Source organism: Caulobacter sp. GW821-FHT12F03, from assembly GCF_058806855.1.
In genome coordinates, this window is record NZ_JBXAQC010000009.1 from 57,287 (window position 1) to 76,868 (window position 19,582).

14 protein-coding genes are annotated in these 19,582 nt (G+C 70.2%); 5 read left to right on the forward strand and 9 right to left on the reverse strand.

All coding sequences use genetic code 11. The annotated features are described in order from the left end of the window. The first annotated feature begins 3 nt into the window (after positions 1-3). Positions 4-1,017: a class A beta-lactamase gene (gene bla, locus AC1RN0_RS17560; protein ID WP_492788762.1), complete on the forward strand. Its 1,014-nt coding sequence runs from the start codon at positions 4-6 to the stop codon at positions 1,015-1,017. On the opposite strand, the gene AC1RN0_RS17565 is transcribed toward bla, so the two are convergent. Beyond that, a complete protein-coding gene (locus AC1RN0_RS17565) occupies positions 1,014-3,503 on the reverse strand; it encodes an ATP-binding protein (protein WP_492788763.1) in 2,490 nt (829 codons plus the stop codon). The two genes, bla and AC1RN0_RS17565, sit on opposite strands and share 4 nt — an antisense overlap. A 183-nt stretch (positions 3,504-3,686) precedes the next feature. Here AC1RN0_RS17565 and AC1RN0_RS17570 point away from each other — a divergent pair, with 183 nt between their 5' ends. Further along, the gene (locus AC1RN0_RS17570) at positions 3,687-4,901 is read left to right on the forward strand and encodes an NADP-dependent isocitrate dehydrogenase (RefSeq protein ID WP_492788764.1); all 1,215 of its coding nucleotides are present in this window, start codon (positions 3,687-3,689) and stop codon (positions 4,899-4,901) included. Between the two features lie 55 nt (positions 4,902-4,956). Here the strand turns inward: AC1RN0_RS17570 and AC1RN0_RS17575 are convergent, their stop codons facing one another. From AC1RN0_RS17575 to AC1RN0_RS17605, 7 genes are all read right to left on the reverse strand, one after another. Beyond that, entirely contained in the window at positions 4,957-6,348 is a 1,392-nt protein-coding gene (locus tag AC1RN0_RS17575) for an alginate export family protein (protein WP_492788765.1), read from the reverse strand. A 96-nt stretch (positions 6,349-6,444) separates the two neighbouring features. Beyond that, a complete protein-coding gene (locus AC1RN0_RS17580; RefSeq protein WP_492788766.1) occupies positions 6,445-6,828 on the reverse strand; it encodes a VOC family protein in 384 nt (127 codons plus the stop codon). A gap of 235 nt (positions 6,829-7,063) precedes the next feature. Then, positions 7,064-7,630: a DUF2939 domain-containing protein gene (locus AC1RN0_RS17585; protein WP_492788767.1), complete on the reverse strand. Its 567-nt coding sequence runs from the start codon at positions 7,628-7,630 to the stop codon at positions 7,064-7,066. A 309-nt stretch (positions 7,631-7,939) separates the two neighbouring features. Continuing rightward, entirely contained in the window at positions 7,940-10,573 is a 2,634-nt protein-coding gene (gene alaS, locus AC1RN0_RS17590) for an alanine--tRNA ligase (RefSeq protein ID WP_492788768.1), read from the reverse strand. Positions 10,574-10,895: 322 nt separating this feature from the next. Beyond that, positions 10,896-11,963 (reverse strand): recombinase RecA, encoded by a 1,068-nt coding sequence (gene recA / locus AC1RN0_RS17595; protein ID WP_492788769.1) that lies wholly within the window; start codon positions 11,961-11,963, stop codon positions 10,896-10,898. A 136-nt stretch (positions 11,964-12,099) separates the two neighbouring features. Then, positions 12,100-12,975 carry a taurine dioxygenase gene (gene tauD / locus AC1RN0_RS17600; RefSeq protein ID WP_492788770.1) on the reverse strand — a complete coding sequence of 292 codons (876 nt, stop codon included), beginning with the start codon at positions 12,973-12,975 and terminating at the stop codon, positions 12,100-12,102. A gap of 20 nt (positions 12,976-12,995) precedes the next feature. Continuing rightward, positions 12,996-13,589, reverse strand: a complete 594-nt coding sequence (locus tag AC1RN0_RS17605) for an RBBP9/YdeN family alpha/beta hydrolase (protein ID WP_492788771.1) — start codon at positions 13,587-13,589, stop codon at positions 12,996-12,998. 239 nt (positions 13,590-13,828) lie between these two features. Here AC1RN0_RS17605 and AC1RN0_RS17610 point away from each other — a divergent pair, with 239 nt between their 5' ends. Further along, positions 13,829-15,454, forward strand: a complete 1,626-nt coding sequence (locus AC1RN0_RS17610) for an EAL domain-containing protein (protein WP_492788772.1) — start codon at positions 13,829-13,831, stop codon at positions 15,452-15,454. Between the two features lie 92 nt (positions 15,455-15,546). Next, complete coding sequence (locus tag AC1RN0_RS17615; RefSeq protein ID WP_492788773.1) at positions 15,547-16,290, forward strand: site-2 protease family protein; 744 nt, start codon at positions 15,547-15,549, stop codon at positions 16,288-16,290. Between the two features lie 42 nt (positions 16,291-16,332). Here AC1RN0_RS17615 and AC1RN0_RS17620 read toward each other — a convergent pair whose 3' ends face one another. Beyond that, complete coding sequence (locus tag AC1RN0_RS17620; RefSeq protein WP_492788774.1) at positions 16,333-18,180, reverse strand: DUF885 domain-containing protein; 1,848 nt, start codon at positions 18,178-18,180, stop codon at positions 16,333-16,335. 277 nt (positions 18,181-18,457) lie between these two features. On the opposite strand from AC1RN0_RS17620, the gene AC1RN0_RS17625 reads away from it, so the two are divergent. Beyond that, positions 18,458-19,576: a TIGR03032 family protein gene (locus AC1RN0_RS17625; RefSeq protein ID WP_492788775.1), complete on the forward strand. Its 1,119-nt coding sequence runs from the start codon at positions 18,458-18,460 to the stop codon at positions 19,574-19,576. Positions 19,577-19,582: the final 6 nt, after the last annotated feature.

The following is a 19,582-nucleotide window of genomic DNA, read 5'->3' on the forward strand; positions in this document are numbered from 1 at the left end:
GCCATGTATCGCGCCCTCGCCCTGATCGCCGCCCTGACGCTCGCCGCCTGCGGGCCGAAATCCCAGGGCGTCGAGGCGACCTCGCCACCGCTCGACGCCGCGATCCTGGACCAGGAGATCGGCGAGATCGCCGCCCGCGCCCAGCCCGCGATGATGGAAGTGGCCGTCCAGAATCTCGAGGGCGGCGAGATGTGGGCCTGGAACGGCGACAAGGCCTTTCCGATGCAGAGCGTGTTCAAGGCGCCGCTGGCCGCCGCGGTGCTGGCCGAGGTCGACCACGGCCGGCTGTCGCTCGACGAGACCATCACCCTCGCGGCGCCGGATATTTCCCCGGCCCACAGCCCGGTGGCCGACGCCTGGCCGACGGTCACGACCTACACCGTCCGCGACCTGCTGGCGCGCACGGTTAGCGACAGCGACAACACCGCCGCCGACGTGCTGATGCGCCGGATCGGCGGGCCCGGCGCGGTGACGGCCTGGCTGCGCGGTCGCGGGATCAACGAAATCCGCATCGACCGCTACGAGCGCGAACTGCAGCCCGAGATCTACGGCATGCCGTCGTTCCGTCTCGCCTGGAAGGGCTGGCCGGCCTTCGAGGCGGCCCGCAACACCGTGCCCGAGCCCGTCCGCCGGGCGGCCACCGCGCGCTATCTGGCCGATCCGCGCGACACCATGACCGCCAGCGGCGGTCTGACCTTCCTGCGCAAGCTCTCGCTGGGCGAGCTGATCTCGCCGGGCAGCACCGCGCTGCTGCTGCGGATGATGGGTGAAACCCGGTTCGGACCCGATCTCCTGGGGGCCGGCCTGCCCCCCGGCGGACGACTGGCGCACAAGTCCGGCGTCGCGGCGACCGACCTGGGCCTCACCCCGCTGGTCGGCGACATCGGCATCCTCACCCTGAAGGACGGCCGGAAATACTCGTTGATCGTCTTCCTCGTGGCGACGCCGCAGGACGAGGCGGCGCAGCAGAAAGCCTTCGCCGACGTGATGCGGGTGATCGTGAAGGCGGCGGGCTAGGCGGCCGCGCTGGCGGCGCCCTTCGGCAGACGGGCCGTCGACAGGGCGGCGAACAGCTGCGCCGGACGGAGCGGCTTGGCCACATGCAGGTCGGCGCCGGCCTGGCGGGCCGCTTCGACATGCTCGTCCATCGCATTGGCGGTCAGCATGATGATCAGGCTCGGCGCGGCGCCCGCGGCCACCTCCTGCGCGCGGATCAGGCGGGTCGCGGTCAGGCCGTCCATGACCGGCATCTGCATGTCCATCAGCACCGCGTCGAAGCCGCCCCGGGCGAAGGCCGCGACCGCCTCCTCGCCGTTGCCGACGATGGTCAGGTCCACGCCGAACGGCTCCAGGACGATCTGCAGCACCTTCTGGTTGGTCGGATGATCCTCGGCGGCCAGCACGCGCAGGCCTTCGAGACTGACGCCGTCCGCCGGATCGGCGCTGTCCTCGGCGGCGGCCAGTTCCGCGCGCGGCAACGGCAGCAGGACCGTGAAGACGGCGCCCTGGCCCGGCACGGCGGTCGCGTCGATCTCGCCGCCCATCATGCCGGTCAGGGCCGAACAGATCGACAGACCCAGGCCCGTGCCGCCGAACCGGCGGGTGATTGAATCGTCGGCCTGTTCAAACCGGCGGAACAGCCGTTCCCGCGCCTCGGCGTCGAATCCGACCCCCGTGTCGCTGACCGTGAACCGCAGCCGCTCGCCGTCGCGGTCGACGGTCAGCGAGACGCCGCCGCGATCGGTGAACTTCACGGCGTTGCCCAGCAGGTTGCTGAGGATCTGCGCGATCCGGCCGCTGTCGCCCATCCACACGCCGCGCGCCGACTCGGCGATCCGCCAGGTCAGGGTCAGGCCCTTGGCCTGGGCCGAGGCGCGATGCAGGTCGGCCATGGCCGCGACTGTCGCTTCCAGCTCGAACGGCGCCGGCGACAGCCGGAACTGGCCGGCCTCGATCTTGGACACGTCGAGGATGTCGCTGAGCACCTGCTCCAGCAGGCGGCCCGAGGACGAGACGAGACCGGCCAGCTCCCGGCGGCGGGTCTGGTCCGCCGTCTCCGCCAGCTGGTCGGTCAGGGCGATGACCCCGTTCAGCGGCGTGCGCAGCTCGTGGGACATGTTGGCCAGGAAGGTCGACTTGGCCCGATTGGCCCGTTCCAGCTCCGCCGTGCGGGCCGCGACCCGGTCCTCCAGCGAGCGGAACAGCTCGTCATTGTCGGCGCGCTGGTCGCGGAGCATGCGGGCGAGGCCGCCGATCTCGTCCCGCCGCGCCTCGACCGCCGGCGCGGTCGCCGCGCCGCCGCGCGCGTGGGCGGCGGACAGGGTGACCAGCGGATCGACCACCTCGTGGTGGATGAAGCGGTACAGCAGCAGCGCCTGGACGACGATGCCGATCAGGCCGAACAGCAGAACCCAGGAGGCCGTGCGGGCCGCCGACCAGGCGATCTCCGACGTCGGCAGGCTCATCACGAAATACCAGTCCGGCTCCTTGAGGTGGCCGTAGGCGATGACGCGCTCGCCGGACTGGAACACGCCGGACGCGCCGTCGCGGGCCCGGATGCTCTGCACCAGGGGCTTGATGTTGCGGCGCGCCTGCTCGCGGCCGAGTTCGGCCGGCGACACGACGCCGCCCTTGCCAAGACCCGGCGCGGCGATCAGCTCGCCGTCGGCCGACACGATCATGTTCTCGCCGCCCTGGACGGACTCGCCGATGGCGGCCATCAGGTAGGAATCGAGGGTCACCGTCGTGCCCCAGGCCCCGACATGCACGCCGTCGATATCGATCGGCGTCATGCAGGCCGTGGTCAGCGCCCGGCCGGTCGGGTCGCTCATCAGCTTGCGCAGCTTGGTGCATTTCATCACCCGCGCCGGGTTGCTCCGCGGGCGCGTCAGCTCGGTCATTTCCTCCTTGCGGAAGTCGAGCGACGCCGGGGCCTCCTGGCGATAGTAGAGCAGCCGGTCGTCGCGATCAGGCCCGTACATCACCATCCGGTTGGTCGGGGTGAACATGTAGAAGTTGTCGTAGCGCGAGTGCTGGGCCTCGCCCGCGAGGGACACGACCTGCAGCGAGGCGATGAACAGCGCCTTTTCCTCACGGGTCATGTGGCGGCCGTCGGCGATGAACGCGCCCATGCCGTACATGTAGGCCCCGTCGCTCCGGGTCGCCCCGTCGAACAGGGCCGGCGCGCTGCGCCGCGTGCCGTCCGCCTTCAACGGGAACAGGCGGTCGAAACGGGCGTCGACTTCGGCGCCGGAGAGCCGGTCCAGGCGACGCATCAGGGCCTGGGTCGCATCGGTGTGAACCTTGACCAGATCCGAGAACAGACGGTCCTCGGTGTTGGTCCGTTCCTTCACATAGAGCTGGACGTTGCGGATCTGGCGCGCCATCGACGCCTTCTGCACGAAGGCGAACGTCGCCGCTGTCGCCAGGCCGGTGACGGCGATGGACAACACGACCACGATGGCCAGCAGCTTCCGCGCCAGCGGTTTGGCGACAATCGACATGGACCCTTGGGCCTTCCTCTGGAGGAGAAGGCTTAACGGAGAGACCTGAACAGGCCGTTGACCCGCTTCGGGCCTGTTTGCTCCCCCGCGCGTCTGGCGCTATAGCCCTCCGGCTCGCGCTCGCGGGGGCCCTGTGCGCCGCCGCTTTTCCTGCAGAAGCGCGCCCAACGGAGAAACATCCCCATGGCCAAGATCAAGGTCGCCAATCCTGTCGTCGACATGGACGGCGATGAGATGACCCGCATCATCTGGAAGCTCATCAAGGACAAGCTGATCTTCCCCTACCTCGACCTTGAACTGGACTACTACGACCTCTCCATCGAGCACCGCGACGCCACCAACGACCAGGTGACGATCGACGCCGCCGAGGCGACCAAGCGCCACGGCGTGGCCGTGAAGTGCGCGACCATCACCCCGGACGAGCAGCGGGTCGAGGAGTTCGGCCTGAAGAAGATGTGGAAGAGCCCCAACGGCACGATCCGCAACATCCTGGGCGGCGTGATATTCCGCGAGCCGATCATCTGTCAGAACGTGCCGCGCCTCGTGCCCGGCTGGACCCAGCCGATCATCGTCGGCCGTCACGCCTTCGGCGACCAGTACAAGGCCACCGACTTCCGCTTCCCCGGCAAGGGCAAGCTGACGATCAAGTTCGTCGGCGAAGACGGCGCCGTCATCGAGCACGAGGTGTTCGACGCCCCGTCGGCCGGCGTGGCCATGGGCATGTACAACCTCGACGACTCGATCCGCGACTTCGCCCACGCCTCGTTCGGCTATGGCCTGGCGCGCAACTATCCGGTCTACCTGTCGACCAAGAACACCATCCTCAAGGCCTATGACGGCCGCTTCAAGGACCTGTTCCAGGAAGTGTTCGACGCCGACTACGCCGACAAGTTCAAGGCCGCCGGCCTGACCTACGAGCACCGCCTGATCGACGACATGGTCGCCTCGGCGCTCAAGTGGTCGGGCGGCTACGTCTGGGCCTGCAAGAACTACGACGGCGACGTGCAGTCCGACATCGTCGCCCAGGGCTTCGGCTCGCTGGGCCTGATGACCTCGGTGCTGGTCACGCCCGACGGCAAGACCATGGAGGCGGAAGCCGCCCACGGCACCGTCACCCGCCACTACCGCCAGCACCAGAAGGGCGAGTCGACCTCGACCAACTCGATCGCCTCGATCTTCGCCTGGACCCGCGGCCTCGAGCACCGCGGCAAGCTCGACGGCAACGCCGAACTGATCAAGTTCGCCCGGACCCTGGAGAAGGTCTGCGTCGACACCGTCGAGTCGGGCTTCATGACCAAGGACCTGGCGCTGCTGGTCGGCGACAAGCAGGCCTGGCTGACCACCGAGGGCTTCCTCGACAAGGTCGACGAGAACCTCAAGGCGGCGATGGCCGCCTGATCCGGCATCCGCCCCTCCCCGCCCGCGCGGGGACGGGGCGGAACCGCTTCACGCTCTAGAACTTCCAGCCGGCCGACATCGACACGATCGTCGAATCCCGACCGCCGACCGCCCGCACCGTGGCCCCGGCCATCTGCCGGATGGCGGTGCCGGACAGCGTCCAGTTCCGCGTCGGCTGCCAGCGCGCCCGCAGATAGACCTGCTTCATCATCACGCCGTGATCCCCCGGAACCAGCGCCAGCGGGTTCTGGGCCGAATAGTAGAAGCCGTCCTGGTCCGACATGCGGCCCATGACCTGCCCGCCCACGGAAAAGCCGACCGTCGGGCGTGGATGGAAACTGACCAGCGGAAACACGGACCAGGCGTTGCCAGGCCAGTAGGCGCTGCTGGTCGAGAGGTAGGAGGTATTGGGATAGGGCGCGTCGAAGCTGCCCATCCGGCCGTCACCCTTGCGCGCATCGCCGCTGGCCACATCGAGGCGCAGGCCCAGTCGCGGCGTCCAGGGCCAGGCCTGGGCGGTCCAGCCGGCGTCCAGACTGCCGGCCCAGGCCCGGATCGGCGCCGCCCCGAACCGGCCGGTCTGGCCGACGAGATAGAGGTTGTAGTCGAACGCGCCCGGCGCGCCGTGCAGGCGCCCACCGAAGGTTTCCCGGCGCTCGGCGGCGACACCGTCGGTGTAGACCGACCGCTGGCGGTCCCGGCCGAGCCAGAACAGATCAAGGCCGCCCGCCATCCGCTGCAATGGAGTCGCGAAGTAGACGCCTCGGAACGTCTCTCCGGACTGGCGCCGATCATCGAAGGCGTCCGGGGCGTTGAGCACGGGATTGGCCTCGAACAGGGTCAGCGTGGACCGGCCCGCGGCCAGGTCGACCCGGACCCCGTCGAAGCTGCGCCGCAGATCGTAGGTTTCGCGCACCTCGGACAGCCGCTGGTCGCCGAGCGGCAGCTCCTGCCGGCCGATCCGCAGCCGCAGGGCCGGTGACGGCGTCAGGTCGACGAACAACTGCTGCACGTCGGGACCGCTCTCGTCGAAACTCCGGTCGCGTGGCCGGCGACCGCCCTCGTCGGCGTAACTCAACTGCCCGAAGACGCGCAACGATGGCCCAAGGTGCGCGTCGGCGTGAAGGTAGAGCCGCGTCTGGGCCGTTTCGTAGTGGTCGGCCGCGCCGAGGCCGAGCTGGCCCTGGTCAACCGAATCGAGGCGCTGGCGGGCCTCGCCGCCGAGGGACAGCCAGGCGCCGCGATCAGCCGTCAGAGGCAGGAACTTCAGCCGCTCCAGTCCGACCGGCGGCGTCGCGGGCGAGCGGAGCCAGGCGTAGTCCTCTTCCCAGCGAACCGACTTCGGCTCGAATGGATCGGCCGCCGCCGACGGCCAGGCGGCGCAGGCCGTCACCAGCCCGCACAGCGCGCCGGCCAACCTTCCGATGATGCGCGATGCGCTCGCCATGCCGTCCCCGATCCCGCCTCGTTCCTTCGGAACCGGACGGGGCGGGTCAAGTCTTCTTTCGGATCGGGGACGCGCATTTGCCGGACTGTGGCGGACTCAGAACGGCCCGCGCGCGAACAGGCAGATCTTGTTGCCGGCCTCGTCGCGCAGATAGGCGCCGTAGAAGTCCTTCGAGTCTTCAGGCCGCGGGCCGGGACCGCCCTCGTCGGTTCCGCCGGCCGCCAGGCCGGCGGCGTGGGCGGCCTGCACCGCCTCGACCGACGGCGCGAGGAAGGCGACCATGATGCCGTTGCCGCCGCGCGCCGGCTGGCCGTCGAACGGCGGGCAGATGTAGGTGTTCTGGGCTTCGCCCTTCGGACCGTAGCCGGCCCAGCCGTTGCTGAAGAAGCCGCGCTCGTAGCCAATGGGCGCGAACACCGCGTCCCAGAAGGGCAGCGATTTCTCGACGTGCAGCGCGCCGATGGTGACGTATCCGATCATGGTGGAGCCTCCCGTTTGAGAGATCCACGCTATTGCGGCGACGGGAACGAAACAAGAACTGCGGGGGTGGATGCTGACAGGACGGTGGCAGGAGGAGGCGAGGGTTTAGGGGCTAGGGTTTAGGGGTTAGTTGAGTGAGGCGGCGGCGGCAGGCGCGCCTTACTAGCCCCTAGCCCCTAGCCCCTAGCCCCTAGCCCCTAGCGCCTAGCCCCTGGTCCCTGGCCCTTGGCGACCTCTACCGTTCCCCCTCCGGCAGCTGCACATGCACCAGCTTCCAGGTGAACAGCGCGCGGCGCTCGAAGGTGAACATCGTCACCTTGCTCTCCTCGCCCGGCCGTTTGACGGCGATGCGGGCGCGGTTGGGGTCCCAGTAGGGCACGGTCGGCCAGGGGCCCTTCATCGCCGCCTTGATCTTCACGTCCATCGGTTCGACGCCGGTGGCCGGCGGCGGCGCGTGGCCCGGCTTGTAGCCGCGGGTCAGGGCCGACAGGCCGGGCAGGGTCAGGTAGCGGTCGACCTTCGGCTCCGGCGGCGCCAGCGGCTCGATGGCCCGCTTGAGGGCGCCCAGCGGGTCCTGCCAGATCGACGGCGGCTCGACATTGGCGGTGGCCGGGTCGGGCGACAGCTGCGCCGTCAGGCTTTTGCGCACCGCCGGGAAGTCGACGAGATCGGCCGTCGCCTGGACGTCCTCCGCCGCCGTGGCCGCCCGCAGCGCGCGGAACGCGAAATAGGGCGCGCTGGCGAAGGCCAGGCCGAAGATCAGCGCCGCCGTGACGGCAATCTTGAAGAGGTCGAACCGCATGAGGCCTGCCCGTTAACTGTGGCCGCTAACAGAGCACGCAATGTGGCCCGGTTGGCAAGCCGCGCTCGCCTGTCGCGGGAGTGACGGCGGGGGCGGGAGTCGCGGGATGTCGCGGTTTGTCCCGGGAATATACGTCTCGGAAGTCCTCATTCCTCCCCACGCCGTGGGGAGGGGGCCATGCGGTGCATGGTGGAGGGGGCGGCGCCGGAGCCGCCGGAAAGACCGGAATTCAGGATAGGGCCGCGCCTGTCGCGCCGCCCCTCCACCGCCCTCCGGGCGGTCCCCCTCCCCGCTTCGCGGAGAGGAAGGCTAGGAGAGCGCCGCCCGCACCGCCGCCACGCCGTCGGCGGCCTTGCTGTCGTCGGGGGCGCCGCCCTGGGCGAAGTCGGGTTTGCCGCCGGCGCCCTGGCCGCCCATGGCGATCACGGCGGCCTTGGCCAGTTCAGCGGCGTTGAAGCGGCCGGTCAGCTCGGGGGCGACGGCCACGGCCACGGCGGCCTTGCCGTCGGCCGTGCCGACGATGGCCACCACGCCCGCCTGCTTGCGGAATTCCTCGGCCAGGCCGCGCAGCTCCTTGCCGCCGACTCCGTCTAGCACCTTGCCGATGAAGGCCACGCCGCCGACGTCCTCGGCCGCCACCGGGCCGGCGCCGCCGCCGCCCATGGCGAGGGCCTTCTTCGCCTCGGCGAGATCCTTCTCCAGCTTGCGGCGCTGCGCCTCAAGCGCGTCGACGCGCACGCCGACCTCAAGCACCGGAACCTTGAAGCGGTCGGCCAGGTCGCGGGCGACATTGGCCTGGTCCTGCAGCCAGCGGCGGGCGGCGAGGCCCGTCAGGCCCTCGATGCGGCGCACGCCGGCGGCGATGCCCTGTTCGGCGACGATCTTGAACAGGCCGATATCGCCGGTGCGGGCGACATGGGTGCCGCCGCACAGTTCGACCGAATAGGCGCCCTGCCCGGCCAGGCTCTCGCCCAGGGTCAGGACACGGACCTCGTCGCCGTACTTCTCGCCGAACAGCGCCATGGCGCCGGCCTCGATGGCCTGCTGGGGGGCCATCATCTTCGTCTCGGCCGCGCGGTTCTGCAGCACGACGGCGTTCACCTCGTCCTCGATGCGCGCCAGCTCCTCGGCGGTCAGCGGGCCGCCGTGGCTGAAGTCGAAGCGCAGGCGTTCGCCGTCGACCAGCTGGCCCTTCTGGGTCACGTGCTCGCCGAGCACGTTGCGCAGCGCCGCGTGCAGCAGGTGGGCGGCCGAGTGGTTGGCGCGGGTCGTCGTGCGGTTGGCCGGGTCGACATGCAGCGACACGGCCTCGCCGGCCTTCAGCACGCCGGAGAGGATCTCCAGGTGGTGCACGTGCAGGTCGCCGGCCTGCTTCTGGACGTCAGTGACCTTGGCCGACCCGCCGGGCCATTCGACCAGGCCGACGTCGCCGGCCTGGCCGCCGCTCTCGGCGTAGAAGGGGGTGCGGTCGAACAGGGCCTGGACCGCGTCGCCGGCAGCCGCGCTGTCGGTCTCGGCGCCGTCCCGGACCAGGGCGAGGGTTTCGCCGGTCCCGTCGACGCCGTCATAGCCCGTGAACACGGTCTGGCCGAGGCGGTCGCGCAGGGTGAACCACTGCGCCTGGGCGACCTGCTGACCGGTCCCCTTGAGACCCTCGGACTTGCCGCGCTGTTCGGCCATCAGCCGGTCGAATTCGGCGGTGTCGACGGTCAGCTCGAGCGCCCGGACCGCGTCCTGGGTCAGGTCGAGCGGGAAGCCGTAGGTGTCGTGCAGCTTGAAGGCCACGTCGCCGGGCAGGACGCCGCCGGCGGTCAGGCCGGCCGTCGCCTCGTCGAGCAGGATCATGCCGCGGCCGAGGGTGCGGCGGAACCGCTCCTCCTCCTGGCGCAGGGTCTCGACGATGGCCGGCTGGGCGCGGCGCAGCTCGGGATAGGCCTCGCCCATCTCCGCCACCAGGGTCGGGGCCAGGCGGTGCATCAGCGGCTCGTTCGCGCCCAGCAGGTGGGCGTGACGCATGGCGCGGCGCATGATCCGGCGCAGCACATAGCCGCGGCCCTCGTTGGAGGGGGTGACGCCGTCGGCGATCAGGAAGGACGAGGTGCGCAGGTGGTCGGCGATGACCCGGTGCGACGGGGCCTGGTCGCCCACGGCCTTGACGCCGGTGGCCTCTTCCGAGGCGGCGATCAGGGTGCGGAACAGGTCGACGTCGTAGTTGTTGTGCACGCCCTGCATCACCGCGGCGATGCGCTCCAGGCCCATGCCGGTGTCGATCGAGGGCTTGGGCAGGCTGGTGCGCGAGCCGTCGGCGTGCTGCTCGAACTGCATGAACACCAGGTTCCAGATCTCGATGAACCGGTCGCCGTCCTCCTCGGCGCTGCCCGGCGGGCCGCCCCAGACCTGGTCGCCGTGGTCGTAGAAGATTTCCGAGCACGGGCCGCAGGGTCCGGTGTCGCCCATCGACCAGAAATTGTCGCTGGTCGGGATGCGGATGATCCGGTCGTCGGACAGGCCGGCGATCTTGCCCCACAGCGCCGCCGCCTCGTCGTCGGTGTGGTAGACCGTGACCAGCAGCTTGTCCTTCGGCAGGGCGAAGTCGCGGGTCAGCAGGGTCCAGGCGTGGGTGATCGCCTCTTCCTTGAAGTAGTCGCCGAACGAGAAGTTGCCGAGCATCTCGAAGAAGGTGTGGTGGCGCGCGGTGTAGCCGACGTTGTCGAGGTCGTTGTGCTTGCCGCCGGCCCGGACGCACTTCTGCGACGAGGCGGCGCGCGGCGCGGGCGGGGTCTCGGCGCCGGTGAAGACGTTCTTGAACGGCACCATGCCGGCGTTGACGAACAGCAGGGTAGGATCGTTCTGCGGCACCAGCGGGGCCGAGGGCGTGACGGCGTGTCCGTGGCTCCCGAAATAGCCCAGGAAGCTGCTGCGGATGTCGTTGAGACTCTTCATCGTACGGCCAGGTCGCTGTCGGGTCGGGGCGCCGCCCCCTCGCCGGTGTGGAATGGAACCGGCTCCTTAGCCAAGGGCCGCTCGCGCGACAAAGGAAAAGGGCGCGCGAGGCGGGTTTTGCGGTCAGTTGGGCAGGTTGCGGCCAGCCCCGGTGGAGCCGACGACGCCATCCCGCGGCAGACGGGCGCGCCTCAACGAAAAAGGACGCCCGGCGGTGGCGCCGGACGTCCTTCATTCACGGTGAGCCCCGCGGGGCCACGCGGGCGGCGGGTGGGCAAACGCCCGGCGCGGAGAGGCGCGCCGTGAAAGCGGTCGCCGAAGCCTAGTCGACGTCGTCCCCTTCGCTGGGACCGACCAGCAGCTCTTCCTCGATGATCTCGGACTTGCCGCGCACGGCCGCCTCGATCTGGCCGGCGATGTCGGCGTTCTTCTTGAGGAACTCGCGAACGTTGTCGCGGCCCTGGCCGATGCGCTGGTCGCCGAAGGAGAACCAGGAGCCCGACTTGTCGATGACGCCGGCCTTGACGCCCAGGTCGATGATCTCGCCCAGCTTGGAGATGCCCTCGCCGTACATGATGTCGAACTCGACCTCGCGGAACGGCGGGGCGACCTTGTTCTTGACCACCTTGACCCGGACGTTGTTGCCGACGATCTCGTCGCGGATCTTGACCGAGCCGGTGCGGCGGATGTCGAGGCGCACCGAGGCGTAGAACTTCAGCGCGTTGCCGCCCGTCGTCGTCTCCGGGCTGCCGTACATCACGCCGATCTTCATGCGGATCTGGTTGATGAAGATGACCAGGGTGCCGGCCTTGGAGATCGAGGCGGTCAGCTTGCGCAGCGCCTGGCTCATCAGGCGGGCCTGCAGGCCCGGCAGGCTGTCGCCCATCTCGCCTTCGATTTCCGCGCGCGGCGTCAGGGCCGCCACGGAGTCGATGACGATCACGTCGACGGCGTTCGAGCGCACGAGGGTGTCGGTGATCTCCAGCGCCTGCTCGCCGGTGTCCGGCTGGGACACCAGCAGGTCGTCCAGATTGACGCCCAGCTTGCGGGCGTACTGCGGATCCAGCGCGTGCTCGGCGTCGACGAAGGCCGCCGTGCCGCCGGCCTTCTGGACCTCGGCCACCACATGCAGGGCCAGGGTCGTCTTGCCCGAGCTTTCCGGACCGTAGATCTCGACCACCCGCCCCTTGGGCAGGCCGCCGATGCCCAGCGCGATGTCCAGGCCGAGCGAGCCCGTGGGCACCGCCTCGACCTCGATCTTGCTCTTGGAGCCGAGCCGCATAACGGAGCCCTTGCCGAAAGCCCGATCGATCTGCGTCAGCGCCGCTTCGAGCGCGCGCTGCTTGTCACCTTCGTCGCGTGTCACGAGTCTCAAAGCCGCCTGGTTCATGGGAGCCGTCCTTATTCCACGATTCTGTCGGGCCGCGCGGCCCACGGACGAACTTTGATCACGCTTTGTTCCGGTTGGCAATATGTTCTCCTTCGCACCCGTCCAGATTGTAACGCGGATGTGAGCGCGGGCGGCCCTATTCGGCGGCGAGCGTTTCGGGCGGGCGACGGGAGGCGTGCCAGGGCCGGTCGCCGAGGATCGTCGCCCGCACCATGACCCGCCGGGCGGGAAGGTAGTCGTTGACCGCGTAATGCTGCGTCACGCGGTTGTCCCAGAAGGCGACGGCGTTCTCGCTCCAGCGCCAGCGGACGAGGAATTCCGGCTTCTGGATGTGCTCGAAGAGCAGGCCGAGGATCGCGTCGCTCTCCTTCCGGTTGAGGCCCACGATGCGGTCGGTGAAGGTGACATTGACGAAAAGGCCGTCCGCGCCCGTCTCCGGATGGGTCCGCACGACGGGATGAATCACGGGCGGATTGGCCGCCACGGCCCGGGCGTGCTTCTCCGCCCCGGCCGCCCGGGCGACCACGCCGTCGGCCGGGAAGCCGCGGGCGAAGTCGTGGACCGCGTCCAGACCGGTGAGAAAGTCCCGCAGCGACGGGGACAGGGCCTCGAACGCCGCGCGCATGTTCGACCAGATCGTGTCCCCGCCATACGGCGGCAGCAGATGGGCGTGCAGGACGGCGGCCTTCGGCGGCGTCTGGATGAAGGTGACGTCGGTATGCCAGCTGTCGTTGTCGGTCGGATTGTCCCGGTGGTTGTCGAGCGTGAACAGCTCCGGCGCCTCGGCCACGCCCGGATAGAGCGGGTGGGTGTGCAGGGCCCCGAACCGGGCGGCGAAGTCGCGGTGCTGCACCGGAGTAAGGCGCTGGTTTTCGAAGAAGATCACCTGGTGACGCAGCAGGGCCGCCTCGATGTCGGCCAGCTGTTCCGGATCGAGCGGCCGCGACAGGTCGACGCCTTCGACCAGGGCGCCGATGGTCGGGGTCAGCGGGGTGAACGTGGCGCGGGGCATGGCGGGTCTCTCTTGCGGGATCAGGCGCGGGACAGGGCGGGCGGGCGGGTCGCCACGCGCCGGTCGAGGTCGTACAGGTGTGCCAGTCCGTCGAGCCACGGCCCATGCCCGGACATGATGTTGATGTGGCCGGCGTCGCCCGCGTCGACGAGATCCGCGCCCCAGTCGGCCGCGAAAGCCTGCGCCCTGTCGAAGGCGACATAGGGGTCGGTGCGGCTGGCCACCACCGTGGTCGGGAACGGCAGGAGCCGGCGCGGCATGGGCGAGAAGCCCTCGAGCAGTCGCCCGGCCGGGCCGCCGGGATTGAGGTCGGCCGGCGCGACCAGCAGGGCGCCGCCGATGCCGCGTCCACCATTGACCGCGCAGAGATGAGCGACCAGCGCGCAGCCCAGGCTGTGGGCCACCAGCAAGGCGCCGGGCCGCGCCCGCACCGCCTCGGCCAGGGCCGCGGTCCAGTCGCCGAGACGGGGCCGCGTCCAGTCGGACTGCTCGACCCGCTCGGCCGTCGGCAGGCGGGCCTGCCAGTGCGACTGCCAGTGGCCGACCGGTGAGTTGAACAGGCCCGGCACGATCAGCACGGGGCGGGACAGGCTGTGATCGCGGTCGGAGGACATGGCGGCGGCGCGTTCGGCGGGGTGACGGAGGGGCGGTCAGGGTGCGCCGCCGCCTTCCGGATTTAAAGCCTACAATTCTTGTGGGGATTGCAAATTTTCTGGAAGCGGCGGGCGGATGCGATGTCGGCCGGGCCGCGCTGCCCATTTCGGGGCGGTTTTTCCGGGGCCCGCGAGGAACCGGAAACCGGCGCTTAAGGCCGTCCGCGCATGATGGACGCGATCCTCAGGGGAAGACCGCCTTGTCCATCGCCGCCCGCCGCCTGCTCGGCCTCGCCTTCGCCAACGCCGACATGTTGCTCGAGATCGAACCGGGCGGCGTCATCCTGCTGGCGCTGGGCGCGGCCCAGGCGACGCTCGGCGCCGATGAGAAGTCCCTCGTCGGCAAGGTCTGGCGCGAACTGATCGTCGAGGCCGACCGGCCGATGCTGGACGCCCTGTTCGGCGGCCTCGAGGACGGCGCGCGGCGTCCGCCGCTGGTGGTGCGCGTGGCCGGCCAGCCCGGACGCGCCGTCGCCGTCACCGCCCGCCGCCTGCCCGACAATGACGGCCGGATCTCCTGCGCCGTGCTCTCCGCCCCCGCGCCGCAGGCCGCCGGCGCGTCCGACGGGCTGCTCAGCCGCGACGGCTTCGAGGCGGTGACCAAGTCCCTGATGGACGCGGCCAGGGTCACCGGCCAGCAGCTCGAGCTGGCGATGGTCGAGATGGCCGGCCTGGCGGAAGCCCGCCAGGCGCTGGGCGACGAAGCCGGCGCGGCGCTGGAGCGCCAGGTGGCCGGGGCCCTGCGCGCCGAATCCCACCAGGGCGCCGCCGCGGCGAAGCTGGGCGACGACCGCTTCGTGCTGCTGCGCGAGCAGGGCGAGAACCCGGCCACGATGATCCGGCGACTGACGCGGGTGGTGTCCGCCTGCGCCGGCGGCCAGAGCCTGGGCGCGGACGCCCACGCCGTGCCGCTGGAACCGGGCGCCCCCGCCCGGCTTGCCCGCGCCCTGCGCTACGCCCTGGATGACTTCCTCGCCGAGGGCCTGAAGGACGTGCCGCCGATCTCGCTGAGCCAGGCCATGGACCGTTCCGTGCGCCGCACGCTGAGCAAGGCCGGGGAGCTCGGCGCGGCCGTCAGCCAGCGCCGGTTCACCCTCGCCTACCAGCCGGTGGTCGATATCCAGACCGGCGTCGCCCATCACCACGAGGCGCTCGTGCGGTTCGAGGACGGCGGCAGCCCCTTCACCATGGTCCGCATGGCCGAGGAGTTCGACCTGATCGAGGAGCTCGACCACGCCGTGATCGAGCAGGTGGTCCGCCAGCTGAAGGGCGACCGGACCGGCAAGCTGCGGCTGGCGGCCAACATCTCCGGCCGGTCGATCGGCAGCGAGATCTTCGTCGGCGGGCTGGAGCGGATGATCAAGGCCGACAGCCGCCTGCGCGACCGGCTGATCTTCGAGGTCACCGAAAGCGCGGCGATCGACGACCTCGACGTCGCCAACCGCCATATCCAGAGCCTGCGCGGCCTGGGCTGCAAGGTCTGCCTCGACGACTTCGGCGCCGGCGCGGCCTCGTTCGCCTATCTGCAGCGGCTGAAGGTCGACATCGTCAAGATCGACGGCCGCTATGTGCGCGACCTGGCCAGCGACGGCCGCGACGGCGCGCTGGTGCGGCATCTGGTGCAGCTGTGCAAGGAACTGAAGGTCCAGACCGTCGCGGAGATGGTCGAGACGGTCGAGATCGAGGACGCCGTGCGCCGGAACGGCGTCGACTTCGCCCAGGGCTGGCTGTACGGCCGCCCCGCCGACCGCCCCGGCCCCGTGCTCCAGCGGGACGCCGCCCCTGTCCTGGCCCGCCGCACCGGGACCAGCGACCAGTGGCGCTAGGCAAGGCCCTGGCCCCTGGCCCCTGGCCCCTAACCCCTAACCCCTCCACGCCCCATCCTCCATAGTGCCCCCTCCCCGGGGTGGAGCGCGTGATGAGTCGGAACGGATTGCTGCTGATCGGCGGCTGGGTGTTGTGCGGGCTGGCGCTGGCGGTCGCGCCGCCGCCGCTGACGGGCGTGCTGACCTTCCTGTTCGTGATGACCGGCTGGGTTGTGGCGCTGGCGGTGCACGAGTTCGGCCACGCCTGGGTCGCCTGGCTGGCCGGCGACCACACGGTCGAGGCGCGCGGCTACCTGACCTTCGATCCGCTGCGCTACGCGGACCTGGCCACCAGCGTGATCTTCCCGGTCATCGTGCTGGCGATCGGCGGCATCGCCCTGCCCGGCGGCGCGGTCTATCTGCGGCCGGACCTGATGCGCGGCCCGGTGTGGCGCTCGGCGGCGTCGCTGGCGGGGCCCGCCGGCACGCTGCTGGTGCTGATGGCCCTGGGCGGCCTGCTGTTCCTGGCGGCGATGCTCGGCTGGCGCGGTCCGGTCTGGCCGGCCGTCTCGCTGCTGGCGCTTTTCCAGGCCATGGCGCTGGTGTTCAACCTGCTGCCCGTTCCGGGACTGGACGGCTTCGGCGTGATCCGCCCGTTCCTGCCGGCGACGCTGCGGGCGCGGCTGGCCCCCGTCGAGCGGGTCGGCATCCTGCTGCTGATCGCGGCGGTGTTCTTCCTGCCAGGCTTTTCGGACCTGTTGTGGCACGCCGCCCTGTCGATCATCCACGGGCTCGGCTTCGACATCGACCAGGTGCGGGACGGCTACAGGCGCTTCCATTTCTGGAAGGCGCTCTAGCCGGGACGCGCGCCCGGCCGCGAGGCCGGACGCGCGCCGCGTCTATTTCGCGCCGGCGATATAGCCGTCGACGACCCGTTCCAGCACCGTCAGCGGCACGCCGCCCGACAGCAGGCAGGCGTCGTGGAACTTGCGGATGTTGAACTTGCGGCCCAGCGCCTTGCGGGCCTTGTCGCGCAGGCGCAGGAACTCGATCTTGCCGACCATGTAGCTGCAGGCCTGGCCCGGCCAGACGACGTAGCGTTCGATCTCGGTGATCGCGCTGGCCTCCTGGTCGCCGATGTTGTCGACGTAGTACTTGAGGGCCTGTTCCCGGCTCCAGCGCTTGTGGTGCATGCCGCTGTCGACGACCAGCCGCACGCCGCGGAAGATGGCGTCGTGCAGCATGCCGATCTGGCCGAGCGGATCATGCTCGTACATGCCCATCTCGACGGCCAGCTGCTCGGCGTAGAGCGCCCAGCCCTCGCTGTAGCCCGAGAAGCCGATCATCTTGCGGATCAGCGGCAGGTCGCCCGCCTCGTTGCTCAGCGACAGCTGCAGGTGGTGACCCGGAATCGCCTCGTGATAGGTCAGGGTCGAGAGGGTGAAGCGCGGCTGCTCGGCGCTGTCGCGCAGATTGATCCAGTAGATGCCCGGGCGGGAGCCATCGAGGCTGGGGGAGTTGTAGTAGCCGCCCGGCGCGCCGGCCTCGATCGCCTTGGGCACCCGGCGGATCTCCAGCGGCGCCTTGGGCAGCTGGCCGAAGTACTTCGGCAGAAGCGGGGTGATCGCCTTCACCTTGTCGTTCAGGTCGGCGATCAGCTGGACCTTGCCCTCGTCCGTGTTCGGATAGTGCTGTTTCGGATCGGAATACATCTGGCGGAAGCGTTCGCCGACCGTGCCGCTGGTGTAGCCGGCCTTGCGCATCAGCTTGTCGGCCTGGGCGCTGAGCGTGGCGACCATGTCGAGGCCGGTCTGGTGCACCTCTTCCGGGGTGATCCTGGAGGTCGTGTAGTTCTCCAGCGAGGTCAGGTAGTACTCCTCGCCCTTCGGCAGGCGCCACACGCCGGCGTCATGCACGGCCTTGGGACGCCAGCCTTCCAGCAGGGCGGCCTGGCGCGCCAGGGCGGGCCGGACCTTCTCGGCGTAGAGCTTTTCGGCGATGCCGGCGTAGTCGCCGGTTATGCCCTTTTCCTTCGCGCGGCGGGCCACCGAGGTGACCAGCGGCGAGGCGTCCGGCGCGACGCCGAGCATCGCCTTGAACTGGATCAGCGCCTTGTCGATGGTGAAGTCGGCGGGGATGACGCCGAGCGCCGCGTCATGCTGGGCGACCTCAACCTCCTGGTCGAGCACCCGTCCGAACTCCTCGACGCGCGACAGATAGGCGTCGGCGTCGGCCTTGGTTTCGATTGTGTGCTGGCTGTCGAGGAAGTCGGGCAGCGACTGGTAGGCGCCGGTCAGCTGCGAGATGACGTAGGGCGCGCCGCCGTAGGCGCCGTTGTACTCGAACTTCTCGGTGAACTCCTGGCCGTTGGCCAGGACGAACTCGACCGTGTCGTAGCTGGCCGCGTCCAGGCCGGCGAGCTTGCTGCGGTCGATGGTGCGCAGGGTTTTCAGCTGGGCGATGGTCGTCTCGCCGTTCTCCTTCTGCGCGGCGAGCGAGGAGTCGGACAGCAGCGACTTGGTCCAGGCCATGTCGCCGGTGTCGATGCCGAGGCCGGTGGCGGTCTCCGGCGAGCGACGCAGCTGGCGGGCGACGATGTCGTCGTAGAAGGCGTTGGCCTTGGCGGCCGTGGCCGGATCGCTGCCCGGGGCGGCCGCGACGGCGGCGAAGACGTCCTTCGGCGAAAGGGCGGCGGTGACCGCGACGGCGGCGGCCGCGGAGAAGAGAAGTTCACGACGGCTTTGCACGGGGGGCCTCCCTGGCGCTGATGAATTGCCCAAGGGGTAGGCCCCCCGCGCGCCTGCCGCAACGCGGGCGGCGTTAATTCGGCGTAATGCGCCGGGGGCGGAGCGTTGCCAAAGGCCGCCGCGGCGACGGCGCCAGGTCACGCGCCGCAGACCCGTTCGCCCTGCCGAGCCGGCGAAAATACCCGAGAAGCAACGCCGCCTTCGGCGAATGCGGCTTGCGCCGCGGGGCCCGTTTCGCTCATGACGGAGGCGACACTGGGGACCGTCCGGGGATTTCATGAACACGCCAGCCACGCCTGACAAGGGTCCGATCCTGCTGCTGTCCCGGTCGTTCTCCGACTGGCTGGGCGAGCAGAACTGCAGCATCGGCCTGACCACTTACCAGGCGGGCCGTCTGTTCCTGCTGGGGCGCAAGCCGGACGGCGGCGTGCGCGCGCACGAGCGGCTGCTGGAACAGTGCCAGGGCCTGTGGACCGACGGCCAGACGCTGTGGACCAGCGGCATGCACGCCCTCTGGCGGTTCGAGAACGAGATGCCGCCGGGACAGGCCAACGCGGCCGGCGTCGACCGGCGCTTCACGCCGCGCGAAGGCCGCATCACCGGCCGCATCGACTGCCACGACATCGGCATGACCGTGATCGACGGCAAGCGCACGCCGGTGTTCGTCAACACCCTGTTCAATTGCCTGTCGACCATCAGCGAGACCCACAGTTTCAAGCCGTACTGGGTCCCTCCGTTCATCTCGGCCCTGACGCCCGAGGATCGCTGCCATCTGAACGGCCTGGCCATGGACGGGACCCGCCCGGCCTATGTCAGCGCGGTCAGCCGCTCGGACGTGCTGGACGGCTGGCGCGAGCGCCGCCGCGACGGGGGCGTGATCCTCGACGTGGCCAGCGGCGAGATCGTCGCGCGCGGCCTGTCAATGCCGCACTCGCCGCGCCTGTACGACGGCAGGCTGTGGGTGCTGAACTCCGGCGAGGGTGAATTCGGGACCATCGACCCCGCCACCGGCGCCTTCACCGCCGTCGCCTTCTGTCCCGGCTACGCGCGCGGGCTGGCCTTCATCGGCCGCTATGCGGTGATCGGCCTGTCGCGGCCCCGGCGCAACCACACCTTCGAGGGGCTGGCGCTCGACGCCCGCCTGGAGGCCAAGGACGCCGCGCCGCGCTGCGGCCTGATCATCGTCAACATCGACACCGGCCAGACGGTCGACTGGCTGCGCTTCGAGCACACCATCGAGGAGCTGTACGACGTGGCCATCCTGCCCGGCGTGCGCCAGGCCGAGGCCATCGGCTTCGTCGGCGAGGACATCCAGCGCACGATCAGCATGGAAGCGCCCGCGCCGGCGGCCCCGGCCCCGGCCGCGAAGCCGAAGCCGAAGGGCAAGCGCCGCTAGGGCGCC